Source organism: Eisenbergiella tayi (assembly GCF_001881565.1).
Lineage (GTDB): Bacteria > Bacillota > Clostridia > Lachnospirales > Lachnospiraceae > Eisenbergiella > Eisenbergiella tayi.
This window is the reverse complement of record NZ_MPDJ01000001.1, coordinates 1269796-1293036: the sequence shown is the minus strand read 5'-3', so window position 1 is coordinate 1293036 and position 23241 is coordinate 1269796. Positions and strand designations below refer to the sequence as shown.

Below are 23241 nucleotides of genomic sequence, written 5' to 3'. Positions count from 1 at the left end.
CAAACCTGAACTACAACACAAAAGCATAAACAGATATCTAAGTATTGCTGGACAGAGTTGTTTGGAACTAGTATGATTAAGATATAAATAAGTGAGGTTCTTATGAAAAATCTGGCGGTGGAATTCGATGGGCTGAATGAGCTGATTTATGTGTCGGACAGGGAGAGCTATGAGCTGCTTTATCTGAATAAATGCGGCCTTCAGGTATTCGGATATGATAATTTTGAACAAGTAAAGGGTAAGAAATGCTATGAGGTCCTTCAGGGAAGGACGGAGCCCTGTGATTTCTGTAATAATGATCTGTTGACGGAAGACAGTTATTATGAGTGGGAAAGAGATAACGAAATTGCGGACGGGCATTTTCTCCTGAAGGATAAGCTTGTGGACTGGGACGGGAACGGACGGCTGGTAAGGCTGGAAATTGCTCTGGATGTTACTAAGAGCACCAGGGAGAAGAAGAAGCTTCAGGAGACGCTGGATCGTGAGCAGGAGGTACTGGAATGCATTCGTATGATGCATTCCTCTGTTGACGTGGATGTGGCGATACAAAATACTCTGAAGGTAATGGGGGAGTATCTTTATAGTGAGAGGACTTACATTTTTGAAATCTACGGGAGTCTGATGGACAACACTTATGAATGGTGTGCGCCGGGGGTGGAGCCTCAGATTAATAATCTGAAGGATGTGCCGGTATCGGATATCCGGCGCTGGATGACCTATTTTGAAAAAGGGGAGAGTGTGATCATCAAGGATCTGGAGGAGTTTAAGGAGAGCGAGCCCAGGGAATATGAAAAGCTCCATCTTCAGAATATCCATTCTCTGGTAACGGTGCCTTTGATAGAAAATGACGCTGTTATGGGATTTTTTGGGGTGGACAATCCTCCCGTTCAGGATTTGGAGAATACGACGGCAATCCTGAATATCCTGGCTTATTTTTTCCAGACGCTTATTTCCAGGAACCGTATGGCAGACAGGCTGCAGCAGCTCAGTTTTACGGACGGGCTGACCGGGGCAATGAACAGAAATGCCTTTATAAGGGATATTACCCCGCCGATTCCGGATAAGGGCTATGGCTGGGGAGTTGTTTTCGTTGATGTTAACGGGCTGAAGGAAACCAATGATCAATATGGCCATGTGGCGGGGGATGAACTGCTCATACGCACTTATCAGAAAATCAGCAGTGTTTTTGGAAATGCCTCCAGGTACAGGACAGGCGGGGATGAATTTGTCATTCTCTGTCAGGATCTGGGGCAGGAGGAATTTCTGGAAAAGACGGCGCAGCTGAAGTGTATTTTCAGGGAAGAAAACGGCGATATCGCTGCGGTCGGTGTGAACTGGACACAGAAGGGCAATTCCCTTCAGCAGGCAATAAATGAAGCGGAAAACCTGATGTATCAGGATAAGAAAAATTTTTATTCTGTCCTGGAGGCTTCAGGGGAAGAAGAGCCTGAGAGGATACGGTTTAAAACAGACGAATTACAGAAGGAACCGCTTCAGGGCAATACGCTGGATATCCTTGAGGAGGCGCAGATAAAACAGGTTTCCCAGGAAATGCTGCATTTGTATTTTGAAAAGCAGGATGTGGGAAGGCTGCTTCGATATATGGATGAATCCTTTGTCTGGGCGGATGAAGAACATCCCAGGGTGTATGGGCGTAAAGAGGCGGAAGGATATTTTATCAGAATGGCTGATGCGATGGCCGGATGTATGATAAGGAATCTGGAGCAGTATACCAGAAAGCTGTCGGAGGATACCTGGCTGTGCTGTAACTGGTGCTATCTGGATCGATTTGACCGGCTGGGGCATCTTGTCAGGAGGCCGTTTAATGACAGCATGATTTTTAAAAAGAAAAAAAGCGGGGAATTCAGCTGCTATTTTTCCCATGTGTCAAGGAAATCCCTGTCGGAGATGGATGAAAAATCAGAGATAAAGGACCCGGAGGTGAATTAATTTGCCCGGGAGATATGAAGAGCGGCCGAAGAGGGCCGCTCTTTTCAGGAAAAAGGGGATTATGCTTTTACATCCGATTTCTTCAGGTACCCTATTTCCAGCAGTACAAAAAGCAGCAGGAAAATGGTGCAGCTTAACAGAAAGGGCAGGGAGGAGCCGGAGAGGATATCTTCTTCCCGGTTGGAATTCATGCCCAGGAGCATGAGGGAATAAGGACAATAAAGTCCCAGATCCCTGGAGGAAAAAAGAAGGCCGGATATACTGCCCAGTAAGGCGATTGCTATGGGAAGGGCAAAGCTTCTGATGAAGGAGGAGAGCAACAGCTGCAGGGCGGCTATGGCCAGTCCCCCTAAACAGCCTCTCAGCAGCCAGAAGCAGGTCTGTATAGGAGGAAAACCCGCCATACCCACCGCGCGGCCGCTGATGAAGTACAGGACGCCCACCCAGAGCTGGGTCAAAAGAGTGACGCAGGCAATGGCCAGAAACTGGGATAAATACAGGATGGGAATGGGAACGGGGGCGGTCATCAGGGCATTGCGGTTGTGGTTGAAATTTTCCACACGCCAGAGGTAGGCGCAGTAAACGGCAATGAGGGGGCCAAAGAAAAAATTGGAATAAAACAGGGTGGTCTGAGTCCAGAGACTGTACCACAGGGAGTCCAGGATTTCCACATTCTGCAGGTAATTTGCACACCCCATTACGGTGCTGATCAAGGGGAGAATGAGGAAAACCACCCAGATAAAAGAACGTTTCAGTTTCATAAGTTCTGCGCGCATACAGGAAAACAGCATAGTTAAACCTCCTTTTTCATAAATAAATGTTTTCCCACGATGTAAAGCGCTGCGGCCGCGATCAGGAAAACGGAAAACCAGCCCCATCGGAAGGGGGATTCATACAGATACATGGTGCGGGCGCTTTCGTCATACCAGGAGGAAAGGGTCAGCCCTACCATGTAATAGCCCCAGGGGAGAAAATTGGCCACGCTTCCCACAGGGAAGAAGGCGGAAAAGACACCAACCAGACTGCCCAGAAGCCCGATGAAGAGAGGCATGAGCTGGCTGGTTATGAGCATGGAAAGAACCTGCTGCATCAGATACAGCGCCAGGCTCACTACAAAGAGCACGGCAAGGAAGGGGAGCAGGTGTTTTATGGGAAGCGGCTGCGTGAAGTGCAGCAGCCTTCCAAGCAGCAGAACATTGGCGCCTTCCAGCAGGGTGAGGAAAAGGATATAGATACCTCCCAGAAGGAGCTTTGCGTCAAATATCTTTTTTTTCTCCTGCATGGTGCAGAGCAGCTTATAGGTATTCCCCTTATTTTCCGCATCACATATGCGGCTTGCCATGACCGCAAGAATCAGAGGAAGAAAAATGGTGTTAAGCAGGGGGAGCTGGAACAGAAGATTGAAATACCCTTCTGCGGAAGCTTCCGGTTTTGCCAGATAGCTGTTGGACATCATCCAGAGGAACTCCATGCCCACAACACCGAGAGGAAGAGCCCAGAGGAAGCGGCCCCTTATTTTTTTCAGTTCGGCCCGTAAAGCGGTAATCATAAGCTCACCTTCCTTCCGGTTAAATCCAGGAAAATATCCTCCAGGGTCTGCTGCTGTTCCTGGATCCGGAGAAGACCGGCGCCGGAGGCCGCAGTCCCTGCCATGAGAAATGCCAGTTTATCATCCGACATATCACGGAAGGTAAGATATTCCCCTTCTATGCGGCAGGTTACCTTCTGATCGGTTAAATAGCGGAAGGCGGCTTTATTATCCATGGTGCGAAGCCGTATCTGTTTCCGGCTGTGTTCATACAGGTGAGCGAGGCTGTCCTGGAAAATAAGTTCGCCCCGGTCGATAATGCCCGTATGGGTAGCCATCTGATCGATTTCACTGAGAAGGTGGCTGGATATCATGACGGTCATACCATATTTGCCGGGGAGAGAACAAATCAGCTCCCTCATCTCCTGGATGCCGGCAGGATCCAGGCCGTTGGTGGGTTCATCCAAAAGAAGCAGCTTCGGACGTCCCAGAAGGGCGGAGGCCAGGCCCAGGCGCTGCTTCATGCCAAGGGAATAATGCCCCGCCTTTTTATTCTGCTGTTTCTCCATTCGGACAATGCGGAGAACCTCATCGATTTCTTTTTCGGGAACTCCCTTGAGGAGACATACGATCTTCAGGTTTTCCCGTCCCGTGAGGTGGGCGTAATAGGAAGGGGATTCAATGAGCGAGCCTGTGTCCCGGAGGATTGCCAGGCGGTTTTTGTCATTCATGGTCTGTCCCAGGACCTCAACGGTGCCGCCGCTGCATTTGATCAGGCCCAGAATCATTTTCATGGTCGTGCTTTTTCCTGCGCCGTTGGGGCCGAGAAAGCCGTAGATGCTGCCCTCGGGGATCCGCAGATCCACATTATTTACGCAGGGGGTGTTGTTGTAGGTTTTGGTGAGCTGATTGGTTTTTACTGCCAGTGCCATAATTTTCTCCATTTCTCCGGCGTTTGGCGCCGTGTTTGTGTGATGCAATTTCTTTCTTGTACCCAGAATAAAGGAGCCCCCTTAAACGTCCATGAAGCCTGCCTTACTTTTACCTTAAATTTTTGCCGGAACTCTGGAAGGACAGGCAGCTTGCGGATATAATGGAAAACAGGGTTACTATTCACGGTTCCTGTGCCGTCGGTCTTAAGATTCCGTCCACCCGGTATTCCCTGTCCTGTCCTGCGTACCGTAGTTCTGCAAGGTTCCTGTCAGGGCACGCTTCCGCTCGGATAAATACGCAGCGGTACTAAGGCAGCAAAATACGCAGCCTAAGGACCGGCGTATTTATACGGCCCATACAGGAATCCTTGCAGAACTGCGGTACGCAGGACAGGACAGGGAATACCGGGCGGACGGAATCCTAAGACCGACGGCACAGGAACCGTGAATAGTAACAGGACGGAAGATCCGGGAAAGTTCAGAAAAGGAGTACTGTATGAATACGATATATGACAGCAGCCTGCTGCTGGTGGATGATAATGAAGACTTATGCAGGATGCTTACGGATATGCTTTGCAGAGAAGGGTTCCGGAATGTGGAGTCGGCAGGAAGCTGTGAGGAAGCCTTTCTTTATTTTCAGATGGGAAATAAGGAACCGGATCTGGTTATTCTGGATATTAACCTGCCTGACGGCGACGGTTTTTCCCTGATGCAGAGAATACGCATGGTTTCCATGGTACCAGTGCTTTTTCTGTCTGCCAGGGATGAGGATAATGACCGGCTTCTGGGACTTGGCCTGGGGGCGGATGATTATATGACAAAGCCGTTTCTGCCGAAGGAACTGATTCTCCGGGTGACGGCGGTTTTGAAAAGGACGTACTTCCCGCCGGGAAGGGCAATGCGGCAGGGAGAGGACGGGATACTGCAGCTGGGAAAGAAAAAGGTGGATTTCAATGCGGGTACCGTGTCTGACGGGAAGGAGAGCCTGCAGCTTACGGCAAAGGAGCTGGCTATTCTGAAGAAGCTGTATGAGAACAGGGGAAATATCGTTACTTTTGACATCCTTTGCAATACCGTTTGGGGAGATGAGTATTATGGATATGAAAATACGCTGATGGTTCATATCCGGAGGCTGCGGGAAAAAATAGAAGAGAACCCGTCGTCGCCGGAATGGCTTCTGACAGTGAGAGGGCTGGGGTATCGTCTGGCAAAGGAGCAGGGATCATGAAAAGCTTATTTAAAATATACCGGCGGTATATTTTATCCGCCGGATGGATAGCCGCCGTGGTTATCCTTGTCAATATGTGTGTGATGATGATGGTGGGAACCTATTTCGCCTCCCAGAACCGGGAAAACCCGGACAGCGTGGGAAGGCGGCGGCTCATGGAGGTCAGTTCCCATATGAACAGGGAAAGGGACGGGACGCCGTATCTGGAAGAAGAAGGCTATAAGCTTCTGGAGGATACGGGAGCGGCGTTCGCTTTTCTGCTGAATGATTCGGGAAACAGGATCTGGAACTGGCAGGTGCCGGAGGAAATTCCGGTACATTTTACTTTGGGAGAGGTGGCGTCCTTTTCACGCTGGTATCTGAAGGATTATCCGGTGCGGGTGTGGAATTGTGAGGAAGGGCTCCTTGTCATAGGGGAATCCAAGGGTGTTGTGTCCAAGTATATGATGGAGATGTCTCTGTCATCCATACGGAAGCTGCCGTTTTTTCTTATCGTGATGGTTCTTGCCAATCTTTTTATGGTGCTTATTCTTGCGGTTCTGTCGGGTTACCGCCTTTATTCATCTCTGAGGCCGGTGGCGTCAGGCATCGACGGGCTGATATCAGGAAAACGGGTGCTGGTTCCGGAGCAGGGGCTGACGGGAGAGCTGGGGAAAAAGCTGAACCAGGCCGCCGCAGTCCTGGACAGGCAGAGATGGAATCTGGAGCAGAGGGACACAGCCCGTACCGAATGGATTTCCGGCGTGTCCCATGATATCCGCACACCGCTTTCCATGGTGATGGGATATGCGGATAATCTGGAAAATAAGGAGTCTCTTTCTGAGGAGGACAGGAGGCAGGCCGGAATTATTAAGGAACAGAGCCTGAAAATAAAAAACCTGATAGAGGATCTGAATCTTACCTCCAAGCTGGAATATCAGATGCAGCCCCTTCGTATGGAAGAGTATGTGCCTGCGGCCCTGCTGCGCTCCGTGGCGGTTTCCTGGCTGAACGGAGGGTTTGATGAGGAATATGAACTGGAGGTTTCCATCCGGGAGGAACTGGAGAGCGTGGTCATGCAGGGGGATATCGGCCTGCTATCCAGAGCTTTGAATAATCTTATCGGAAACAGTGTCCGGCATAACCGTTCATGCCGTATAGAAATGAGCGGGGAACTGATTGCCGAAAACGGGCTTTCCCTGTGCCGCATCGGGGTGAAGGACAATGGGAAAGGGATTCCGCCTGAAATCCGTGAGCTTCTTACACAGGATCTGGGATACCGGGATGTTCAGGAGCAGGAGACGGGCCGCATGACGGGAAAGCCCCGTGTTATGGAAAAGTCCCGCGTTATGGAAAAGCCGCATATTATGGAAAAACCCCACATAATGGGGCTGCGTATAGTGAAGCAGATAGTTAACACCCACGGAGGCCGTATGGACTTTTCCGGGGACGGAAGGGAAGTGATCCTCTTACTGCCGGTGGCAGGCACCCTGGAGAGCCTAAGGAGCAGGAAAAAGCGTAAATGGTGGGAGATTCTGTGGTATGGTGAAGTGAAGGGCTGAAAGGCGGGTAACGGTTCAGGCCTGTCCGGACTGCTGAAGGGTATAAAAACGTTAGAATAAATCTAACCTTTTACGGAAGATTTTTTTCGGCTGATCCGTTATAATGATTCCGAAGTGTGAATGGAAGACAAGAATAAGAGAACACGAAGATTTATGGGCAGAGCAAAGTAAAGGAGAGCGGGAAAATGAAAAAACAAGCGCACGTGATTTCTCATTCCCATTGGGACAGGGAATGGTACCTGCCGTATGAGAAGCACCATTGCCTGGAAGTGGAATTTATGGACAGGCTTCTGGATACCATGGAGAGGGATCCGGACTTCAAAAGCTTTCATCTGGACGGACAGACGATTATGCTGGATGATTATCTCCAGGTGAGGCCCGAGAAGAAAGAACTGGTGGAAAAGCTGGTAAAGGAAAAAAGGCTGTATATCGGTCCCTGGTATATCCTGCAGGATGAATGGCTGACAGGAAGCGAATCCAACCTCCGTAACATGGAAACCGGTATGAGGGAAGCCGCCAGGTACGGAAACGTGAGTAAGGTGGGGTATTTCCCCGATTCCTTCGGCAACATGGGACAGGCGCCCCAGATACTCCTGGATGCGGGAATCGACTGTGCCGCATTCGGAAGGGGAGTGAAGCCTACCGGCTTTAACAACGAAGTGGCGGAAAATGATAATTTTACCTCACAATATTCGGAAATGTTCTGGGAATCCCCGGATGGATCCCGGATTCTGGGAGTGCTGTTTGCCAATTGGTATAATAACGGCATGGAGGTGCCTGCCGAACCGGAAGAGGCGCGGAAATACTGGGAGGAAAAGCTGGCGGGGGCCATGAAATTTGCCTCTACGGATCATCTTCTGTTCATGAACGGCTGTGATCACCAGCCGGTACAGACGGATTTGTCCCAGGCCCTCAGGACAGCGGCAGATCTTTTTCCCGATATCACCTTTATCCATTCCAATTTTACGGACTATTGCCGGTGCCTGAAGGAAGAGCACAAAGAGGATCTCGCTGTGATTAAGGGAGAACTGCGCAGCCAGGAGACCGACGGCTGGTACACTCTGGCGAATACGGCGTCGGCCCGGATTTATCTGAAACAGATGAATGCCCGCTGCGAAGCCCTTTTTGTCCGTGCTGCGGAGCCGCTGGCGGCCATGGCTTATGAATGGGGAAAGGAATACCCTCATGATCTGCTGGCCTACGGCTGGAAAACGCTGATGCAGAACCATCCTCATGACAGTATCTGCGGCTGCAGCGTGGATGCGGTACACAGGGAAATGGTTACCCGTTTTGAGAAGGCGGAGCAGGTTGCCCTTCATATCATCGAGGAAAGCCTTGCTTATCTGGCAGCGCATATGGACTGCCGGAAATTCCGTGAAATGGACGAAGAAGCGGTTCCTTTCCTGGTGGTAAATCCTACCGGTTACCGGAAAAGCCAGGTGGCGGAGGCAGTTCTTACCGTAAAAAAATATCCTTTCAAGGGAAGTACGGTAGATGCCTGTCTGGAGAAGGCCAAAACGGAAAAACTTCCTGCCTATCGTATTGTGGACAGAGAAGGGAATACGGTTCCCGGCAGGGTGGAGGAGCTGCCCTATGCTTTCGGCTATGATCTTCCCAAGGATCGCTTCCGGAATGCTTACTTCGGACGCAGAGTCAGGGTGACTCTGGAAATCGAAGAAATGGCGCCTTTTACCATGGATACCTACTGCCTGCTTCCTGTGGAGGAAGAAGGGGAAAAAGAAAACGGGGACTCCCTTTTTATTTCAGAAAACACGATGGAAAACAGGTGGCTTTCCTGCCATGTGAATGATAACGGAACCGTGGATATCACACATAAGGAGAGCGGTATTGTTTACCGTGAGGCGGTAATGCTGGAGGATACCAGGGATATCGGCAATGAGTATATCTACTTTAAGCCGGTGGGAGAAGCCCCTGTTCTCAGCAGAAATGCGGAAGCGGTGATCAGCAGGGTGGAGGATACGCCGCTGCGGGCCGCCATACGGGCTGAAATAACCATGGAAATTCCTGTTTCCGCGGATGAAAGACTGGCAGAGGAAATAAGGGATCTGGTGGAATTTAAAAACAGGAAAGCCGGCAGCAGCAAGGAAACACTTTTCATGACCGTGGCAGTCACTTATGTGCTGGAGCGGGTGGGCAAAGGCCTGAAGGTAGAGGTGGAATTTGATAACCAGGCGCTGGATCACAGACTCCGTGCGCTGGTAAAAACCGGGCTGGACACCCAATGGCATTATGCGGATTCCATTTTTGAGGTGGCAAAGCGGAGCAATTCTGTGTCCCCGGTATGGGAAAATCCCTGCAACGCCCAGCACCAGCAGCTGTTTGTCAATGTTCATGAGGACAGAGGCGGAATGACAATAGCCAATAAAGGCCTAAACGAGTATGAAATTCTTCCGGAACAGGAAAATACCATAGCGCTGACCCTTCACAGAGGCGTCCGTGAGCTGGGAGACTGGGGAGATTTCCCGACGCCCCAGGCGCAGTGCCTGGGAAGGCAGAAAAAGGAATTCTGCCTGATTCCCCATGGAGAAGGAAATGCCCTGTACCGTTCCTATGAAGAAGCCTATGCTTTCACATCTGAGCTGTGGGCTGCAAAAGCGGAGACAGGGGAAGGAAATATACCGGAGCATTACACATTCCTGGAATGGAGCGCAAATACCCTGCTTTGGACCGCATGGAAGGTGCAGGAGGAGACAGGGGACTTTATATTCCGGGTATTCAATGCCTCCGAAGAATCGGATAAGCTGGTACTTCAGACGGATAAGAGGATATACCGCTCCAATGTGCTGGGAGAAAAGAGGGAATATCAGGAAGGCGGAGAAACAGAGGTGAGGGGCTGCGGTATTTATACAGCGGGCCTGGATAAAGAATAAAAGAAATATATTACGGCAGGCCATTTTCAGCGGCCTGCCGTATTTATAAAATCACTGTAACCATACAAATCCCCTCTCCGTCCCTTGAGATCCGGTTTCCCGCCCCGGCCAGTGACTTCTTTGCGCTGCCGGCCCAGGACATGCAGAGGATCCTGTAAGGGGCGTTATAAACTCGCCGGTCCTTAGGTTGCGTCCTTTGCAACCTTAGTACCGCTGCGTGTTTATCCGCGCGAAAGCGTCCCCTCTAAGGACCTCTGCATGTCCTGGGCCGGCAGCGCAAAGAAGTCACTGGCCGGGGCGGGAAACCGGATCTCAAGGGACGGAGAGGGGATCTGTACGGTTATAAATCACATAAAAAAAAGAAGCGTCTGCAGAAGATACAGGCGCTTCTTTTGATTTAACGTTATTTCAGATTACTGGGGAATAACATTGACAGCGCGAACCTTCTTGCTGTCTCTGGGATCAGCTTCTGTATCAAATGTTACAGCCTGACCTTCCTGTAATGTCTTGAATCCATCAGTCTGGATAGAAGAATAATGTACGAATACATCTTCTCCGTTGTCTGCGTTGGTGATGAAACCATAGCCTTTTTCTGCGTTAAACCATTTTACTGTACCGTTGCTCATTAGTGGTACCTCCTCATTTAAAAATTTTTACATATTCGGGGCGAAATACAAAAAAATCACATATTTTTGTAAATCTTCGAACGTGCCAAGGATTTACAAAAATATGTGAAATCATTGAATCGTTTGGAATACAGCATCATAGTACCCTTCTTTTAAGAAACTGTCAAGAGTTTTTTTGAAAATTTAAGTAAAAAATCAATGGAGAAAAATGTTAATACGCTAATAAATATTTCTTTTTACGACCCTGTGGTTTTAAAAGACAGGATGCCATGCCTGAACCTGCCTTTTGGAACGGCATTTTCCGGCCGCCTGACTCCCTGAAGCCCCTGTGCGTACAGGATTGCGGTTTTTGGGGAGCCGAAAATGCCGGGTGTTGGGACATGGCAGCAGAGGGCTTGCAGGATACGAAAAACAGCATTTACGGAATGTGTATTTTTCCCGTTGACATTATGACTACACTGTGTAATACTATAAATGACTACAAGATGTAATAAAAGGAGGTCATTATGGAACCAATACAGCTGATGTCGGACTCGGAAAAAGAGATAATGGAAATTATTTGGGATAACGGAGGCCGTATCTATATATCGGAGCTGCTGGAGGCCGTGGCGGAAGCGGGCCGTGAATGGAAACGGACGACGGTGAGGACCTTCCTTACCCGCCTTATGGAAAAGGGATTGCTTCTCGGCGTACGGCAGGGGAAAAACTGTGAATACAGGGCGGCCATAACCAAAGAGGAATATCTTTCCGGGCAGGCCAGGAATTTTGTAGAGGAAGTATTTGACGGAAACGTAAAAGATCTGCTGGCGTCGCTGATCGGCCCCGAGAAGCTGGAAACGGAGGAGATCGAGCAGCTGCAGTCATTCTGGGAAAAGTGCAGGGAGGATATGCAATGAACACGATGATGCAGGGACTTTTGTCCGCATCCCTTTCCGGTTCCTTGATGGTGTTGGTATTTTTAGCGCTCAGGTATCTGCTGAACGGGCATATCAGCAGGACGGGCTGTTATTACATATGGCTTTTAATCCTTCTTCGGTTCCTGATACCTTATTCCCCGATCCCCGGAATTGCAGGTTATACGGCCGAGCGGATCAGACAGGCGGCCGGACGGCAGCAGACGGCGGAGACGGGAACACAGGACAGTGTTCCTGTTATGGAAACGGCAGGAGGAAAAGGTACAGGGGAAGCTTCCGGGACTGCAGGGACTGATGTGCCGGAAATGGATGTGGAAAAGAACACGGGAAGGGCGGCAGTCCGCAGAACAGCAGATGCATATGCGGCGGCGACGGCGGAAAGAATGTCATTTACCCGGATGTCCGCTATGATCTGGCTGGTGTGGCTTCTTCCTGCCTTAGGATTGCTGGCGCTTCGTATTTACCGCTACCGCCGTTTTATGAAAAAACTGAAAGAGCACCGGACTCTGCCGGAGGATCCCGTAATTTTACATGTATGCACCGTATTATGCAGAGAATGGGGATGGAAGAAGGAGGCAGTCCTGTATCAATGTCCGGGAATATCTTCTCCGATTCTGACCGGATTCCTCCATCCTTTTCTGGTCCTTCCCGGGGAATTGTGCAGGGAATGGGAAACAAAGCTGACTGAGGAGCAAAGGGCGCTGCGGATGGAATATGTACTCCGCCACGAGCTGATCCATCTGAAGAGGCTGGATTTATATTATAAATGGCTTGTACAGGCCGTGGTCTGTATCCACTGGTTCAACCCCCTGCTGCTGATGGCGGCCTCAAAAATCAGTGAGGACTGTGAATTATCCTGTGATGAGCAGGTGATTGCCGGACTCCCTGCGGCAGGCCGGATTGCTTACGGAGATACCCTTATAGCGTCCCTGCAGGCTCTGCGCGCCCCTGTAAGGCAGGAGGCCTGTGCGGGTCTGGGGGAAAAGACGGAATTGATGAAGGAGAGGTTAACGGCGATTATGAAATATGATAAGAAAGCAGCGGGAAAAAGAAGGGCGGCAGCCGTGATGCTGGCAGGGCTTCTGCTTGTTACAGGGTTTGTCTGCGGAGGCTTTTCCGCAAGGGCGGAGGGAGCCGCCGGGATAAACGGAGGAAAGACAGCGGCCGGAGGAAATGCAGCCGGTATGGATGTGGCAGGAAAGCAGCCGGCGAAAAATACCGTGACACGCGGAGGGGAGACAGTCCCCTTCTGGGGAGAGGATTCGAACTACAATAATGCATGGCAGGGACAATTTGCCTGCAGCTGTTTTTTTAAGAATGGATACCTCATTCAGCTTGCATGGAATAGTGACCCGGAAAATTACCGGACGGTGAGGAATATAACGGCAGGAGAAAGAGACTGGCAGATCGCTTTTCTGGATGGGACGGATTCCCTTGCCGGAGACGAGAATTTTATGGAAGCCCTGAAACTCTGTATTCTGGTGCAGAAGCAGAGAGAAGAAAAAGGCGGCCTGTCAGGCTTCTGGAACGAAAAAAACAAAATGAAGCAGCCGGTGGTATTTTATGTGGAAGGGCCGTATACCCAGACAGCCGATGAACTGGCGGAAAAGACATATGATGATGAAGACAGCTTGCTGCTGTATGCGTCTGTGATTGATGAGGTATCTCCCCGGACAGCAAAAAAATTGGGAGAACGGGCATATGAGGAGGATGATGCGGCACATTTTTCTCTTACGACGGACTCCATGTCGGAAGACGACAGGATGGCTTTTGCAGTGAGGGCTTACGAAGAGGACAATGTAACCATGTTTTCCATTATATGCGACGAATTGACGGAGGCTCACAGAAAGCAGCTTGAGGATCGGGCGAAGAAGGACAATCAGGAGATGTATTATTATATCCTGAAAAACAAAGAGGAGGGATGAGTTTTTTTACACCTGTTCATGAATGTCCGCCGGATCTATAATAAAGGCATCTGAAAACTGGAACATAAAAAGGAGAGGGAAATGGAAAATACATTCTTTCAGGATGCCGCCGGCAAGCCGTTTATGCCCATCGGCCTGCAGGTTCATAATTCATCTACAGGAAGCAATATGATAAAGAAAGCCATACAGGCGGTGAAAGCATATGGGGGAAACTGTCTGGAGGCTCCCGTTTACTGGTGCTGCGTGGAACCGAAACAGGATCGGTATGATATGGAGCTGGTAAAGGGAATTGTCGATGAGGCAAGAAGCGCAGGTCTTCATCTGATTCTTCTTTGGTTCGGGACCAGTAAAAACGGACATCCGAATTACGTACCGGAATATATCAAGCTGCAGCCGCAGACCTACAGGCTGGCTCTGGGGCCGGATAAGGCGCCGGTTCCGTCCCTGTCCGTGCACTGCAGGGCGACTCTGGAACGGGATAAAAAGGCTTTTGTGAAATTCATGGAATTTCTGAAAGCATATGACGGAGAGGAAAGGACAGTCCTCGCCGTTCAGATTGAAAATGAGATGGGGTATGCCAATACGGACAGGGATTATTCCTGTTTGGCGGACAGGGATTATGAAAAACCTGTGCCGGAGGCTCTGAAGGATGTGGAACTGCCGGACAGCGGGAAAGAAAGCATTCCGGCAGACAGCGCGGTATCCCCATGGAAAAAACAGTTCGGAAGGCATTCTCACGAAGCCTTCAGCGCATGGCACCATGCTTTGTATATAAACGAAATCGCGGAAGCGGGAAAAGGGATTTACCGGATCCCCATGATAACCAATGTCATGGTTGGGGAACAGTCCTATGAAGAGCCCGGCTTATGCTATAATGCCGGAGCGGCGGTGGGCAGGGTCCTGGATATCTGGAAGGCCGGAGCGCCGGATCTGGATCTGTTGGGGCCTGATATTTATAATCAGAACCGCAGGGAGTATGTCAGGATCTGTGAGGCCTATGCGAGAGAGGATAATCCGCTGTTTATTCCGGAATCCCCTGTCCGGGGAGAAGCCAATGCCATGAACGCACTTCTGGCGGCGGCAGATTACGGCGCTGTGGGCATCTGTGCCTTCGGGGCCGAAAGCGCCCTGGATGAGGAAGGGAAGCTTATGGAGGACTGCCGGGATATGGCTCTGACCATGAGAATTCTCTCTTCCATGACACCTCTTCTGATCCGTTACCGGAATACAGGAAGGGTTCATGCGTTTGCGGAAGAGGAATTCGAAACAAGCCATTACCTGAAGCTGCCGGAATATCATGTGGTGGCTAAATATCTGAGACATGAGAAAATGTATTTCGGATATACCACGGATACCGGCTCGGAAGAAGGCAGGAAAAAAGCACAGGTGAGAGGGCGCGCCCTGCTGGTCCAGACCGGACCCTGTGAATTCTATCTGGGAGGCGCCGGTGTGGCTCTGGATTTTTACAAAAGGCCTGCGCCCGGGGATGAAGACTGCTTCAGCCATCTTTCCTCAAGACAGTCGGGACAGCTGAATTTCCTATCTGTGGAAGAAGGGCATTTTGACGGGGAAACCTGGGTGACCGAGCTGATGCGGAACGGGGACGAAACTAATTTTTCCCAGTATGTGCTGGACGGACAGCTGCTTCGCATCCGGCTGAATCCTGATACGGGGATGGATGTGGAGGATAAATAAAGGGACTTATGAGAGGGAACCACGGGAGAAACGTGGTTCTTTTTTTGTGAAATAGGAAAATAATTTAATGTATTGACATAGTGTGTGATACACACTATAATGTAATAAACAATATAGTGCAAGCAAAAGACAAGAGGATGAGATATGGGAAAAGAAGACGTGCTGGCCGGTCTGCTGATGGAACTGCGCCGGGGAACCATTGTACTGAGTGTTTTAAGCCAGCTGGATGAGCCGAAATATGGCTACAGCCTGGTGACGACTCTGACGGAATACGGAATGCCGGTGGAAACGAACACTCTTTATCCGCTTCTCCGAAGGCTGGAGGGGCAAGGACTTTTAATCAGTGAATGGAATACGGAGGAAAGCAAGCCCCGGAAATATTACTGCATTACCCCGGAGGGTAAGGAAGTTTATGAAAAGCTGAAGAAACAATGGCATAAGACGGCGGCAAGCATGGAACAGCTTTTGGAAGGAAAGGGAGAGGAAGGTATAAAATGAGCGTACAGGAATTAAAGGAACGATATGTATATGCGGTGTCCAGGCTGCTTCCCCATAAGATGCGGGAGGATATCAGCGCGGAGCTGGATACCCTGATTGAAGATATGCTGGAGGAGCGCTGTCAGGATCGGCCTGCTGAGGAAAAGGATCTGCGCGTTGTGCTGGCGGAACTGGGATCCCCTTCCGAAATGGCGAACCATTACAGTCCGGATAAGGATAAATGCCTTATCGGCCCCCCTTACTTCAGCGCCTATAAGTATGTGCTGCGGATAGTTTTCCTTGCGGTGACAGGAGGAATGCTGCTGGCCGGAGGAATTACCATGGTTATGGATAACTGGCAGAAAACTAAAATTTTTTATGAATATCTTGCGGATTTGGCCGGATGGATGGGAAGTATTATTATGGGACTGGTATTCGCCTTTGGTTTTGTGACACTGATTTTCGCTTTTTTCCAGAGAAAGGGAATCAGCCTGGAGGATATTAACGGAAGCTGGGAGAATCTTCCTCCGGTGCCTGTAAAGCAGGAAAGGATTGGAAAAGGGGAAACGATCGCAGGGGTATGTCTTTCCGTCGCATTTCTCATTGTTTTTTTGATAGTGCCTCAGATCCTCTGTGTCATTGTAAATCAGGGAGGACAGAAGGTGAGCATCCCGATTCTGAATGCGCAGACAGTCAGGAGCGTATGGTTCCTGCTGATAGGTATGGTGATTTTTGGAGTAGGCAGGGATCTGTTCGGTTATTTTGAAGGCAGGTATACCAGACGTCTGGCCGTGGTTACGGGCATTGCCGATTTATTGAGCTTTATCTGCTTCTTCTTTTTCCTGAACACGCCGGGACTGGTGAATGCTGATATCATTCCGGCAATTGACAGCCTGTTCCAGGGAAAGGATATGTTTATTGCGAAGGTGATAACAGGCTTCCCGGGAGTATTCCTTTTGGTTATGGCACTCATCTTTGTGCTTGACTTCGGAACTAATTTATATAAGGCACTGAAATACGACAGATAAAAAATGGATATTGACTTCCTCATATTCCATGCTTATAATAACGATAACAGACTCAGACAAAAGCGTTGATGAGGAGGAGTACATGTTCTTCCGGATGAACAGAGAGAAGATGGCTGGTGAAAATCTTCGTGAAGGGAACATGGAAGTAGCCTTTGAGCTTTGGATTGAACGGGATCGGGCAGGCAGTGATACGCCGGGCAGGATTCCAAGTAGACTCCAACGGAGATTTCCACCGTTATCAGGGAAAGCGATATCGGAAGCCGGAACGGTTTTCCCGTATTGTACAAAGTGCAGAAGTCTCTTCTGAATTTAGGTGGTACCACGGACTATAGTTCGCCCTAAGCATATTTGCTTAGGGCGTTTTTTTGTGCGGAAACAAGGTATATGATTGCCTTCTTGTGGAAAGCTGTCCGTAAGGTACGCCGCCGCTACGCTTCCTATCTGGTTTGTAAAACAAAACAACGGCTGTGCCGTAAAATGGAGGTATCCGGAATGGATAAAAAGTATGATTTCAGAAAGACGGAAAAGGAACTGCAGGATTTGTGGGAAGAGGAAGGGATATACCGATACCAAAACGGGCGGGACAGAAAGGTCTTTTCTATTGATACGCCGCCCCCGACGGTAAGCGGAAAGCTTCATATCGGGCACGTATTTTCATATACCCAGGCGGAAATGATCGCCCGTTATAAGAGGATGAGGGGATATGACGTATTCTACCCCTTCGGTTTTGATGACAACGGGCTTCCTACGGAACGCCTTGTGGAGAAGGACAGCGGTATCCGGGCGGCGGATATGCCCGGAAGCCTGTTCCGGGAAAAGTGTATGGAAACGATAGCGGCATATGAAGCGGATTTCAAGAGTATGTGGCAGCGTCTGGGATTAAGCGTTGACTGGTCCCTGCAGTATCAGACGGTATCCGACGATACCCGCCGGATATCCCAGAGGGCTTTTCTGGAGCTGGTAAAGCAGAAAAGGGCCTACAGGAAAGAATCGCCGGTATTATGGTGTACCCAGTGCCGGACCTCCATCGCCCAGGCGGAGCTGGAAATGAAAGAGCAGGAATCGGTTTTTAATTATCTGGCATTTGAGGCGGAAGGGGAAACGCTGCTGATAGCCACCACCAGGCCGGAGCTGCTGTATGGCTGCGTATGTGTTTTTGTAAACCCGGAGGATGAGAGGTACCGGCATCTGGAGGGGAAAAAGGCCCGTGTTCCCCTCTATGGTTTTGAAATTCCTGTTCTGACGGATGAGCAGGCCAGCATGGATAAAGGGACGGGAGCGGTTATGTGCGCTACTTATGGGGATACGGCGGATACCGCCTGGTGCGAAAAGCATGGTCTTCCTTATAAGAGGGTAATATGCCCGGACGGCACCATAGATCGGGAGGTGCCTTTGATTGGCGGAATGAAGATCAGGCAGGCCAGAGATGCCATACTGCAGGAACTGGAAAAAGACGGAGCCCTGGTACGCAGGGAAGAGATGACCCATATGGTAGCCGTACATGAAAGGTGCGGGACCGATGTGGAAATCATCCCGTCCAGCCAGTGGTATATTGATGTGCTGTCGGAAAAGGAACGGTTCCTGGAAGCTGCGGATGAAATACGGTGGCACCCCGCCCATATGAAGAGCCGGTATATCAGCTGGGTGGAAAATCTGAAATGGGACTGGTGTATTTCCCGGCAGCGTTATTTCGGGGTACCGTTCCCTGTCTGGTATTGTAAAAGCTGTAAGGAGCCTGTATTTGCAGAGGAAGACCGGCTGCCGGTAAATCCCGCGGAGGAAGGGCCGGGAAAGGCCTGCCGCTGCGGCTGCCGGGAATTTATTCCGGAAACCGCCGTTTTTGATACCTGGGCGACCTCATCGGTTTCGCCTTTGATTAATGCCAGATACAAAGAAGCGGATGACAGAAGCGGGGAAATCCTTCCTATGGGCATGCGGCATCAGGCGCACGAAATCATCCGCACCTGGGCTTTTTATACCATAGTACGAAGCCTTTACCATACCGGAAACATTCCCTGGAAGGATATCATGATCAGCGGCTTCGTCCTTGCCAAACCGGGAGAAAAAATAAGCAAGTCCAAAAGCAACGGCGGCCTGTCCCCCATGGAGCTGATTGAAACCCATTCCGCGGACGCCATCCGGTATTGGGCTGCCGGAGCGAAGCTCGGGACAGATACTTTTTTCAGTGAAGAGGATTTAAGGCCCTCCAAACGGTTCCTGAATAAGCTGTACAACGCATCTCGCTTTGCCTTAATGCATCTGGAGGATTACCGGCCCGGAGAAGGTACGGAACCGGTGCTGCTTCCGGTGGATCTGTGGATTCTGGAACGGGTGAAGGAAACGGTGACGGATGCGGAGGCGCTTCTGGAGGAATATGAGACGGGGCAGGCCAGAAAAATAATAGACGAACTGTTCTGGGAGGATTTCTGTGATTATTATATCGAGATTGTAAAGGAAAGGCTTTACCAGCCGGAAAAGCACGGGGCCGGAGAACGGGCGGGTGCCCAGTATGCCCTTTACCACACACTGCTTGGGATTCTGAAGCTGTATGCCATCTATGTCCCCTATATTACGGATTATATTTACCGATCCTATTTCAGAGAATTCGAGAAAGAAGTTTCTCTGCACTGCCTTCTCTGGACGGCGGAAAAGCCGGACAGCCAGCTTCTGGCATTCGGAAGCCATTTAAAGGAGGTAATTGCCGGTGTCAGAAAGGAAAAAACCGAAAGACAGGAATCCATGAAGGAACCCATTCCTCAATTAGTCATCACCAGTCCCGGAAAGCTGATGAAATATTATAAAAAGTCCGGGAAGGATATCATGGCCTGTACCAGTGCGGAAAAAATAATTTTCAGGAACTAGTGGTTACAATACACGGCCCCGGTGCCGCCGGTCCTATGGTTCAGCCCGCCCGGCGGCACCGGACCGATTTTTAAGTTGCGAAAGAAGCGGTATATTATATATAATACACTCAGGTCTTAAAAAAATTTTGAAAGAGGAGGAACGAAGAACATGATAATACAGCTTCCGGAGGACGTCCGTTTTATTATACACACCTTGCAGGATGCAGGACATGAAGCCTATGCGGTGGGAGGCTGTGTGCGTGATTCTCTGCTTTCGAGAACGCCGGACGACTGGGATATTACCACCTCAGCCAGGCCGGAGGAAACGAAAGCGCTGTTCCGCCGCACCATAGATACGGGAATCCAGCACGGCACCGTGACTGTCATGCTGAAAAAAAACGGCTATGAAGTGACCACATACCGGGTGGACGGCGAATATGAGGACGGCCGTCATCCTAAAGAAGTGATATTTACCGCCAATCTCATTGAAGATTTAAAAAGACGGGATTTCACCATAAATGCCATGGCTTACAACGAGGAAAGCGGGCTGGTGGATGCCTTTTCCGGAAAAAAGGATTTGGAAGAAGGAATTATCCGCTGTGTGGGAGACGCCGATGAGCGGTTTACCGAAGACGCCCTGCGGATCATGCGGGCCGTGCGGTTTTCCGCCCAGCTTGGTTTTTCCATGGAAGAAAAAACAAAGGCTGCGATCCGGGGACATGCGGAAAATCTTCGGAAGGTGAGCGCGGAGCGAATCCAGACGGAGCTGACCAAGCTTGTGACAAGCCCTCATCCCGAATACCTGAGAAGCGCATGGGAAACCGGCATCACTGCAGTTTTCCTTCCGGAATTTGACCGGCTCATGTGTACGCCCCAGAAGAATCCTCATCACTGCCTGAATGTGGGAGAACATACCCTGCGGGCCATGCAGGCGGTCAGGCCGGATAAAATACTGCGCCTGGCCATGCTTTTCCATGATTTCGGCAAGCCGGACTGCGCCTCTGCCGATGAAAACGGTACGGATCATTTCCATGGACATGGGGCCGTGAGCAGCAAAATGGCGGAAGAGATACTGAAAAGGCTCCGGTACGACAACGATACCATTGATCGGGTGCGGGAACTGGTTTACTGGCATGATATGGAAATCCTGCCGGAAAAAAGGGCTGTGCGCCGGGCGGCATCCAAGGTGGGAAAAGAGCTGTTCCCCCTGCTGCTTGAGGTAAAGCAGGCGGATTTGGCGGCACAAAGTGATTACCAGCGCCCGCAGAAGGAGGAATGGCTGCGCAGCCTTCATGACATCTATGAACAGATTCAGGAAGAAGGGGACTGCCTGTCCCTTAAGGACCTGGCCGTGACCGGCCGTGACCTGATCGCGGCGGGGATGAAACCGGGACCGCAGCTGGGACAAACCCTTCAGAACCTCCTTCAGCTTGTCCTTGAGGACCCTTCACGTAATTCCAAAGAATATTTGCTCTCAAACCTTCCGAAAGAAACATAAGTTGAGCTTCCCTCTCATATGATAGGTAATACCTAGCGGCAGAAAATTACCGCTGTCCGGACAGCAGTTTTTTAATCGGTATCCGGCGGCAGATGCCGGACGAATGCTGTCACACAGCGTATGTCCCGCAGCGTAGGCCCGGCAGCATATGCCTGGCGGAAGGTGCCAGGTATGAGAGGGAGGTATTATCAGTGAATGACAGAGCGGCAAGCGTTTTTGAAAATTATGAAATAGAGATTCTCCGGATATTAAAAGGAAGAGGGGCGCTGCTGGGGGAAACCCAGGAGGGCTGGTTAATCCTGAAGGAATATACAGGTCCCGCCGCACGGCTGGAAATACAGGAAAAGCTGCTGGAGGCTGTGATGGAAAACGGCTTTTCCCGGGTGGAGCAGCTGAAAAGGAATAAAGAAGGCGAATTAATTTCCTATGACCAGGATCGGGTTCCTTATATTGTGAAGACCTATTTTGAAGGCAGGGAGTGTAATCTTAAGGATGTGAGGGAGTGCCAGAGTGCGGCCAGGACGCTGGGAAGGCTGCACAAGGCCATGTGTCAGCCCGGAATTGCCCGGGATTATGATGTGCCCGCTTTCTGCATGGAAAATGAATATGTAAAGCATAACAGAGAACTGAAGAAGGTGCGCCGTTATCTGCGGGAAAAAAGCCAGAAAACGGAATTTGAAATCTATCTGCTGCACCACTACGACTTTTTTTATGAAATGGCTCTGTCTGCGGCAGAGGAGCTTCAGGAATATACGGCCGACTTTGATGAGGAAAAGATCAGGGAAAAGGGTAATTTCTGCCATGGCGATTTCCAGTACCATAACCTTTTATTTACCCAGGGCAATTTTTCCGTAATCAATTTTGAAAAATACATGCTGGATAACCCTGTCCGGGATTTGTATCTGTTTCTCAGGAAGCTTCTGGAGAAAAACAGCTGGTCGGTCAGCCTTGGCCTGAATATTTTTACAGCCTATGAAACGGAAAGAAGCCTTACCGATGAGGATCGCATGCAGCTGTATTACCGGTTTGCCTATCCTGAAAAGTTCTGGAAGATCGTTAACTTTTATTATAATAACGGAAAGGCCTGGATACCCGGAAGAAACAGGGAAAAGCTGGAAAACCTTCTGAAGCAGGAGGCCGAGAAGAAGAATTTTATGAATAATGTCCTGAAATGAGAATGGGAAGGACGTACATAAACGGGGAATAAAAAGAGGATATTTAAGGGGTTATGAGAAACAGCGCTGCGTGCCGGAATATGCAGCGCTGTTTCTCCGTTCCGGGTATTTGCAAAGATGACAGGATTTACCGTATGCTCCGGGCAGAGATAACCCTGCCGTAACCCTGTTACCATATTCCTTTCCCGTCCCCCAGGATTATTGTTTTTATATTTTCGTCAATTTCCATATCACTTAATCCCTGCTGAATAAGCGGCTGGATCACTTCTCTGCTTTCTCTTGTGTGCGGAAGCTCTGATGCAAGCCTGTTTGCGCTGTCTTCTCTTCCTGCTTTTAAGTATAAGAAGCATAATGCTGCACGCATAGTTGCTTTTTGCTTCTCATTGCTGGACAGGGGCAGCCCTCTTTCCATAAGTTCAATAGCTTCGTTGGTATTTCCTTTTAGGGCCAATGTACTGGCCAGGCCGAGAATCATACCGGGTTTATTCGGATATATTAATAAGGCATCCCTGTATGTCTGCTCGGCTGAATTGTAATCGCCGCATCGCTGATATGCCACAGCTTTTTTATGGATATTGTAGCGCGTTTCTTCTGCCCGTATCGTATCCATGCCAATAAGTAAATCGACACTCGTTTCAAATATATTTGCCAAGGCCGGCAGGAAGGTGATATCAGGGTAGGATTCACCTCGTTCCCATTTTGAAACGCTTTGTGCTGTGATTCCTAAATATTCAGCAACATCCTCTTGTGTCAGGTTTTTCAGCAGTCGGTATTTTTTCAGATTTTCCGGTAAATGTAACATATTGCCCTCCTAATGATTTATTCTGATAAAATCATACCATGAGGATATTTTTATTCAATGGCGCATTAGTTGTTCCCGATGCAACTGTCCACACTCCTCTTTGTTATTTGGAACAATATATTATTTGTGGTTATTCAGAATAAAAGGACAGCTCGTGCGGAATACTTGCTGATTGTAAGCTATTTTTA

17 protein-coding genes and 1 other annotated feature are annotated in these 23241 nt (G+C 49.7%); of the genes, 12 read left to right on the top strand and 5 right to left on the bottom strand.

Annotated features, from left to right (window positions below):
- Window positions 1-102 precede the first annotated feature (102 nt).
- Window positions 103-1950, top strand: a complete 1848-nt coding sequence (locus BLA28_RS05355; protein WP_069156337.1) for a sensor domain-containing diguanylate cyclase — start codon at window positions 103-105, stop codon at window positions 1948-1950.
- A gap of 59 nt (window positions 1951-2009) precedes the next feature.
- Here BLA28_RS05355 and BLA28_RS05350 read toward each other — a convergent pair whose 3' ends face one another.
- The 3 genes from BLA28_RS05350 to BLA28_RS05340 are packed head-to-tail and all read right to left on the bottom strand — an operon-like array spanning window position 2010 to window position 4410.
- A complete protein-coding gene (locus tag BLA28_RS05350) occupies window positions 2010-2741 on the bottom strand; it encodes an ABC transporter permease (protein WP_069156336.1) in 732 nt (243 codons plus the stop codon).
- Window positions 2742-2743: 2 nt separating this feature from the next.
- Window positions 2744-3499 (bottom strand): ABC transporter permease, encoded by a 756-nt coding sequence (locus BLA28_RS05345; protein WP_050018897.1) that lies wholly within the window; start codon window positions 3497-3499, stop codon window positions 2744-2746.
- Entirely contained in the window at window positions 3496-4410 is a 915-nt protein-coding gene (locus BLA28_RS05340) for an ATP-binding cassette domain-containing protein (RefSeq protein WP_069156638.1), read from the bottom strand. Before BLA28_RS05340 ends, BLA28_RS05345 begins: the two co-directional genes overlap by 4 nt.
- A gap of 496 nt (window positions 4411-4906) precedes the next feature.
- Here BLA28_RS05340 and BLA28_RS05335 point away from each other — a divergent pair, with 496 nt between their 5' ends.
- The 3 genes from BLA28_RS05335 (at window position 4907) to BLA28_RS05325 (ending at window position 10070) form a co-directional block, all read left to right on the top strand.
- On the top strand, window positions 4907-5638 hold the full coding sequence (locus BLA28_RS05335) for a response regulator transcription factor (RefSeq protein ID WP_044971389.1): 732 nt from the start codon (window positions 4907-4909) through the stop codon (window positions 5636-5638).
- Complete coding sequence (locus tag BLA28_RS05330; protein ID WP_069156335.1) at window positions 5635-7179, top strand: sensor histidine kinase; 1545 nt, start codon at window positions 5635-5637, stop codon at window positions 7177-7179. The genes BLA28_RS05335 and BLA28_RS05330 overlap by 4 nt, the downstream gene beginning before the upstream one ends.
- Before the next feature lie 185 nt (window positions 7180-7364).
- Window positions 7365-10070, top strand: a complete 2706-nt coding sequence (locus BLA28_RS05325; RefSeq protein ID WP_069156334.1) for an alpha-mannosidase — start codon at window positions 7365-7367, stop codon at window positions 10068-10070.
- A gap of 413 nt (window positions 10071-10483) precedes the next feature.
- Here the strand turns inward: BLA28_RS05325 and BLA28_RS05320 are convergent, their stop codons facing one another.
- Window positions 10484-10696: a cold-shock protein gene (locus BLA28_RS05320; protein ID WP_009255996.1), complete on the bottom strand. Its 213-nt coding sequence runs from the start codon at window positions 10694-10696 to the stop codon at window positions 10484-10486.
- Between the two features lie 506 nt (window positions 10697-11202).
- Between BLA28_RS05320 and BLA28_RS05310 the strand changes: the two genes are divergently transcribed.
- From BLA28_RS05310 to BLA28_RS05270, 8 genes are all read left to right on the top strand, one after another.
- Window positions 11203-11592 carry a BlaI/MecI/CopY family transcriptional regulator gene (locus BLA28_RS05310; RefSeq protein ID WP_009255995.1) on the top strand — a complete coding sequence of 130 codons (390 nt, stop codon included), beginning with the start codon at window positions 11203-11205 and terminating at the stop codon, window positions 11590-11592.
- A complete protein-coding gene (locus BLA28_RS05305; RefSeq protein WP_069156332.1) occupies window positions 11589-13535 on the top strand; it encodes a M56 family metallopeptidase in 1947 nt (648 codons plus the stop codon). Before BLA28_RS05310 ends, BLA28_RS05305 begins: the two co-directional genes overlap by 4 nt.
- An 81-nt stretch (window positions 13536-13616) precedes the next feature.
- Window positions 13617-15230, top strand: coding sequence for a DUF5597 domain-containing protein (locus BLA28_RS05300; RefSeq protein ID WP_069156331.1), 1614 nt, complete (start codon window positions 13617-13619; stop codon window positions 15228-15230).
- Window positions 15231-15374: 144 nt separating this feature from the next.
- The gene (locus BLA28_RS05295; RefSeq protein ID WP_009255992.1) at window positions 15375-15728 is read left to right on the top strand and encodes a PadR family transcriptional regulator; all 354 of its coding nucleotides are present in this window, start codon (window positions 15375-15377) and stop codon (window positions 15726-15728) included.
- Window positions 15725-16735, top strand: coding sequence for a hypothetical protein (locus tag BLA28_RS05290; protein ID WP_069156330.1), 1011 nt, complete (start codon window positions 15725-15727; stop codon window positions 16733-16735). Before BLA28_RS05295 ends, BLA28_RS05290 begins: the two co-directional genes overlap by 4 nt.
- A gap of 56 nt (window positions 16736-16791) precedes the next feature.
- Window positions 16792-17079: a binding site (T-box leader), on the top strand.
- Window positions 17080-17227: 148 nt separating this feature from the next.
- A complete protein-coding gene (locus BLA28_RS05280; RefSeq protein WP_069156637.1) occupies window positions 17228-19597 on the top strand; it encodes a valine--tRNA ligase in 2370 nt (789 codons plus the stop codon).
- Between the two features lie 150 nt (window positions 19598-19747).
- Window positions 19748-21076, top strand: coding sequence for a CCA tRNA nucleotidyltransferase (locus BLA28_RS05275; RefSeq protein ID WP_069156329.1), 1329 nt, complete (start codon window positions 19748-19750; stop codon window positions 21074-21076).
- Window positions 21077-21267: 191 nt separating this feature from the next.
- Window positions 21268-22251 (top strand): CotS family spore coat protein, encoded by a 984-nt coding sequence (locus BLA28_RS05270; RefSeq protein WP_069156636.1) that lies wholly within the window; start codon window positions 21268-21270, stop codon window positions 22249-22251.
- Window positions 22252-22420: 169 nt separating this feature from the next.
- Here BLA28_RS05270 and BLA28_RS05265 read toward each other — a convergent pair whose 3' ends face one another.
- Window positions 22421-23053, bottom strand: a complete 633-nt coding sequence (locus BLA28_RS05265) for a helix-turn-helix domain-containing protein (protein ID WP_069156328.1) — start codon at window positions 23051-23053, stop codon at window positions 22421-22423.
- Window positions 23054-23241 lie beyond the last annotated feature (188 nt).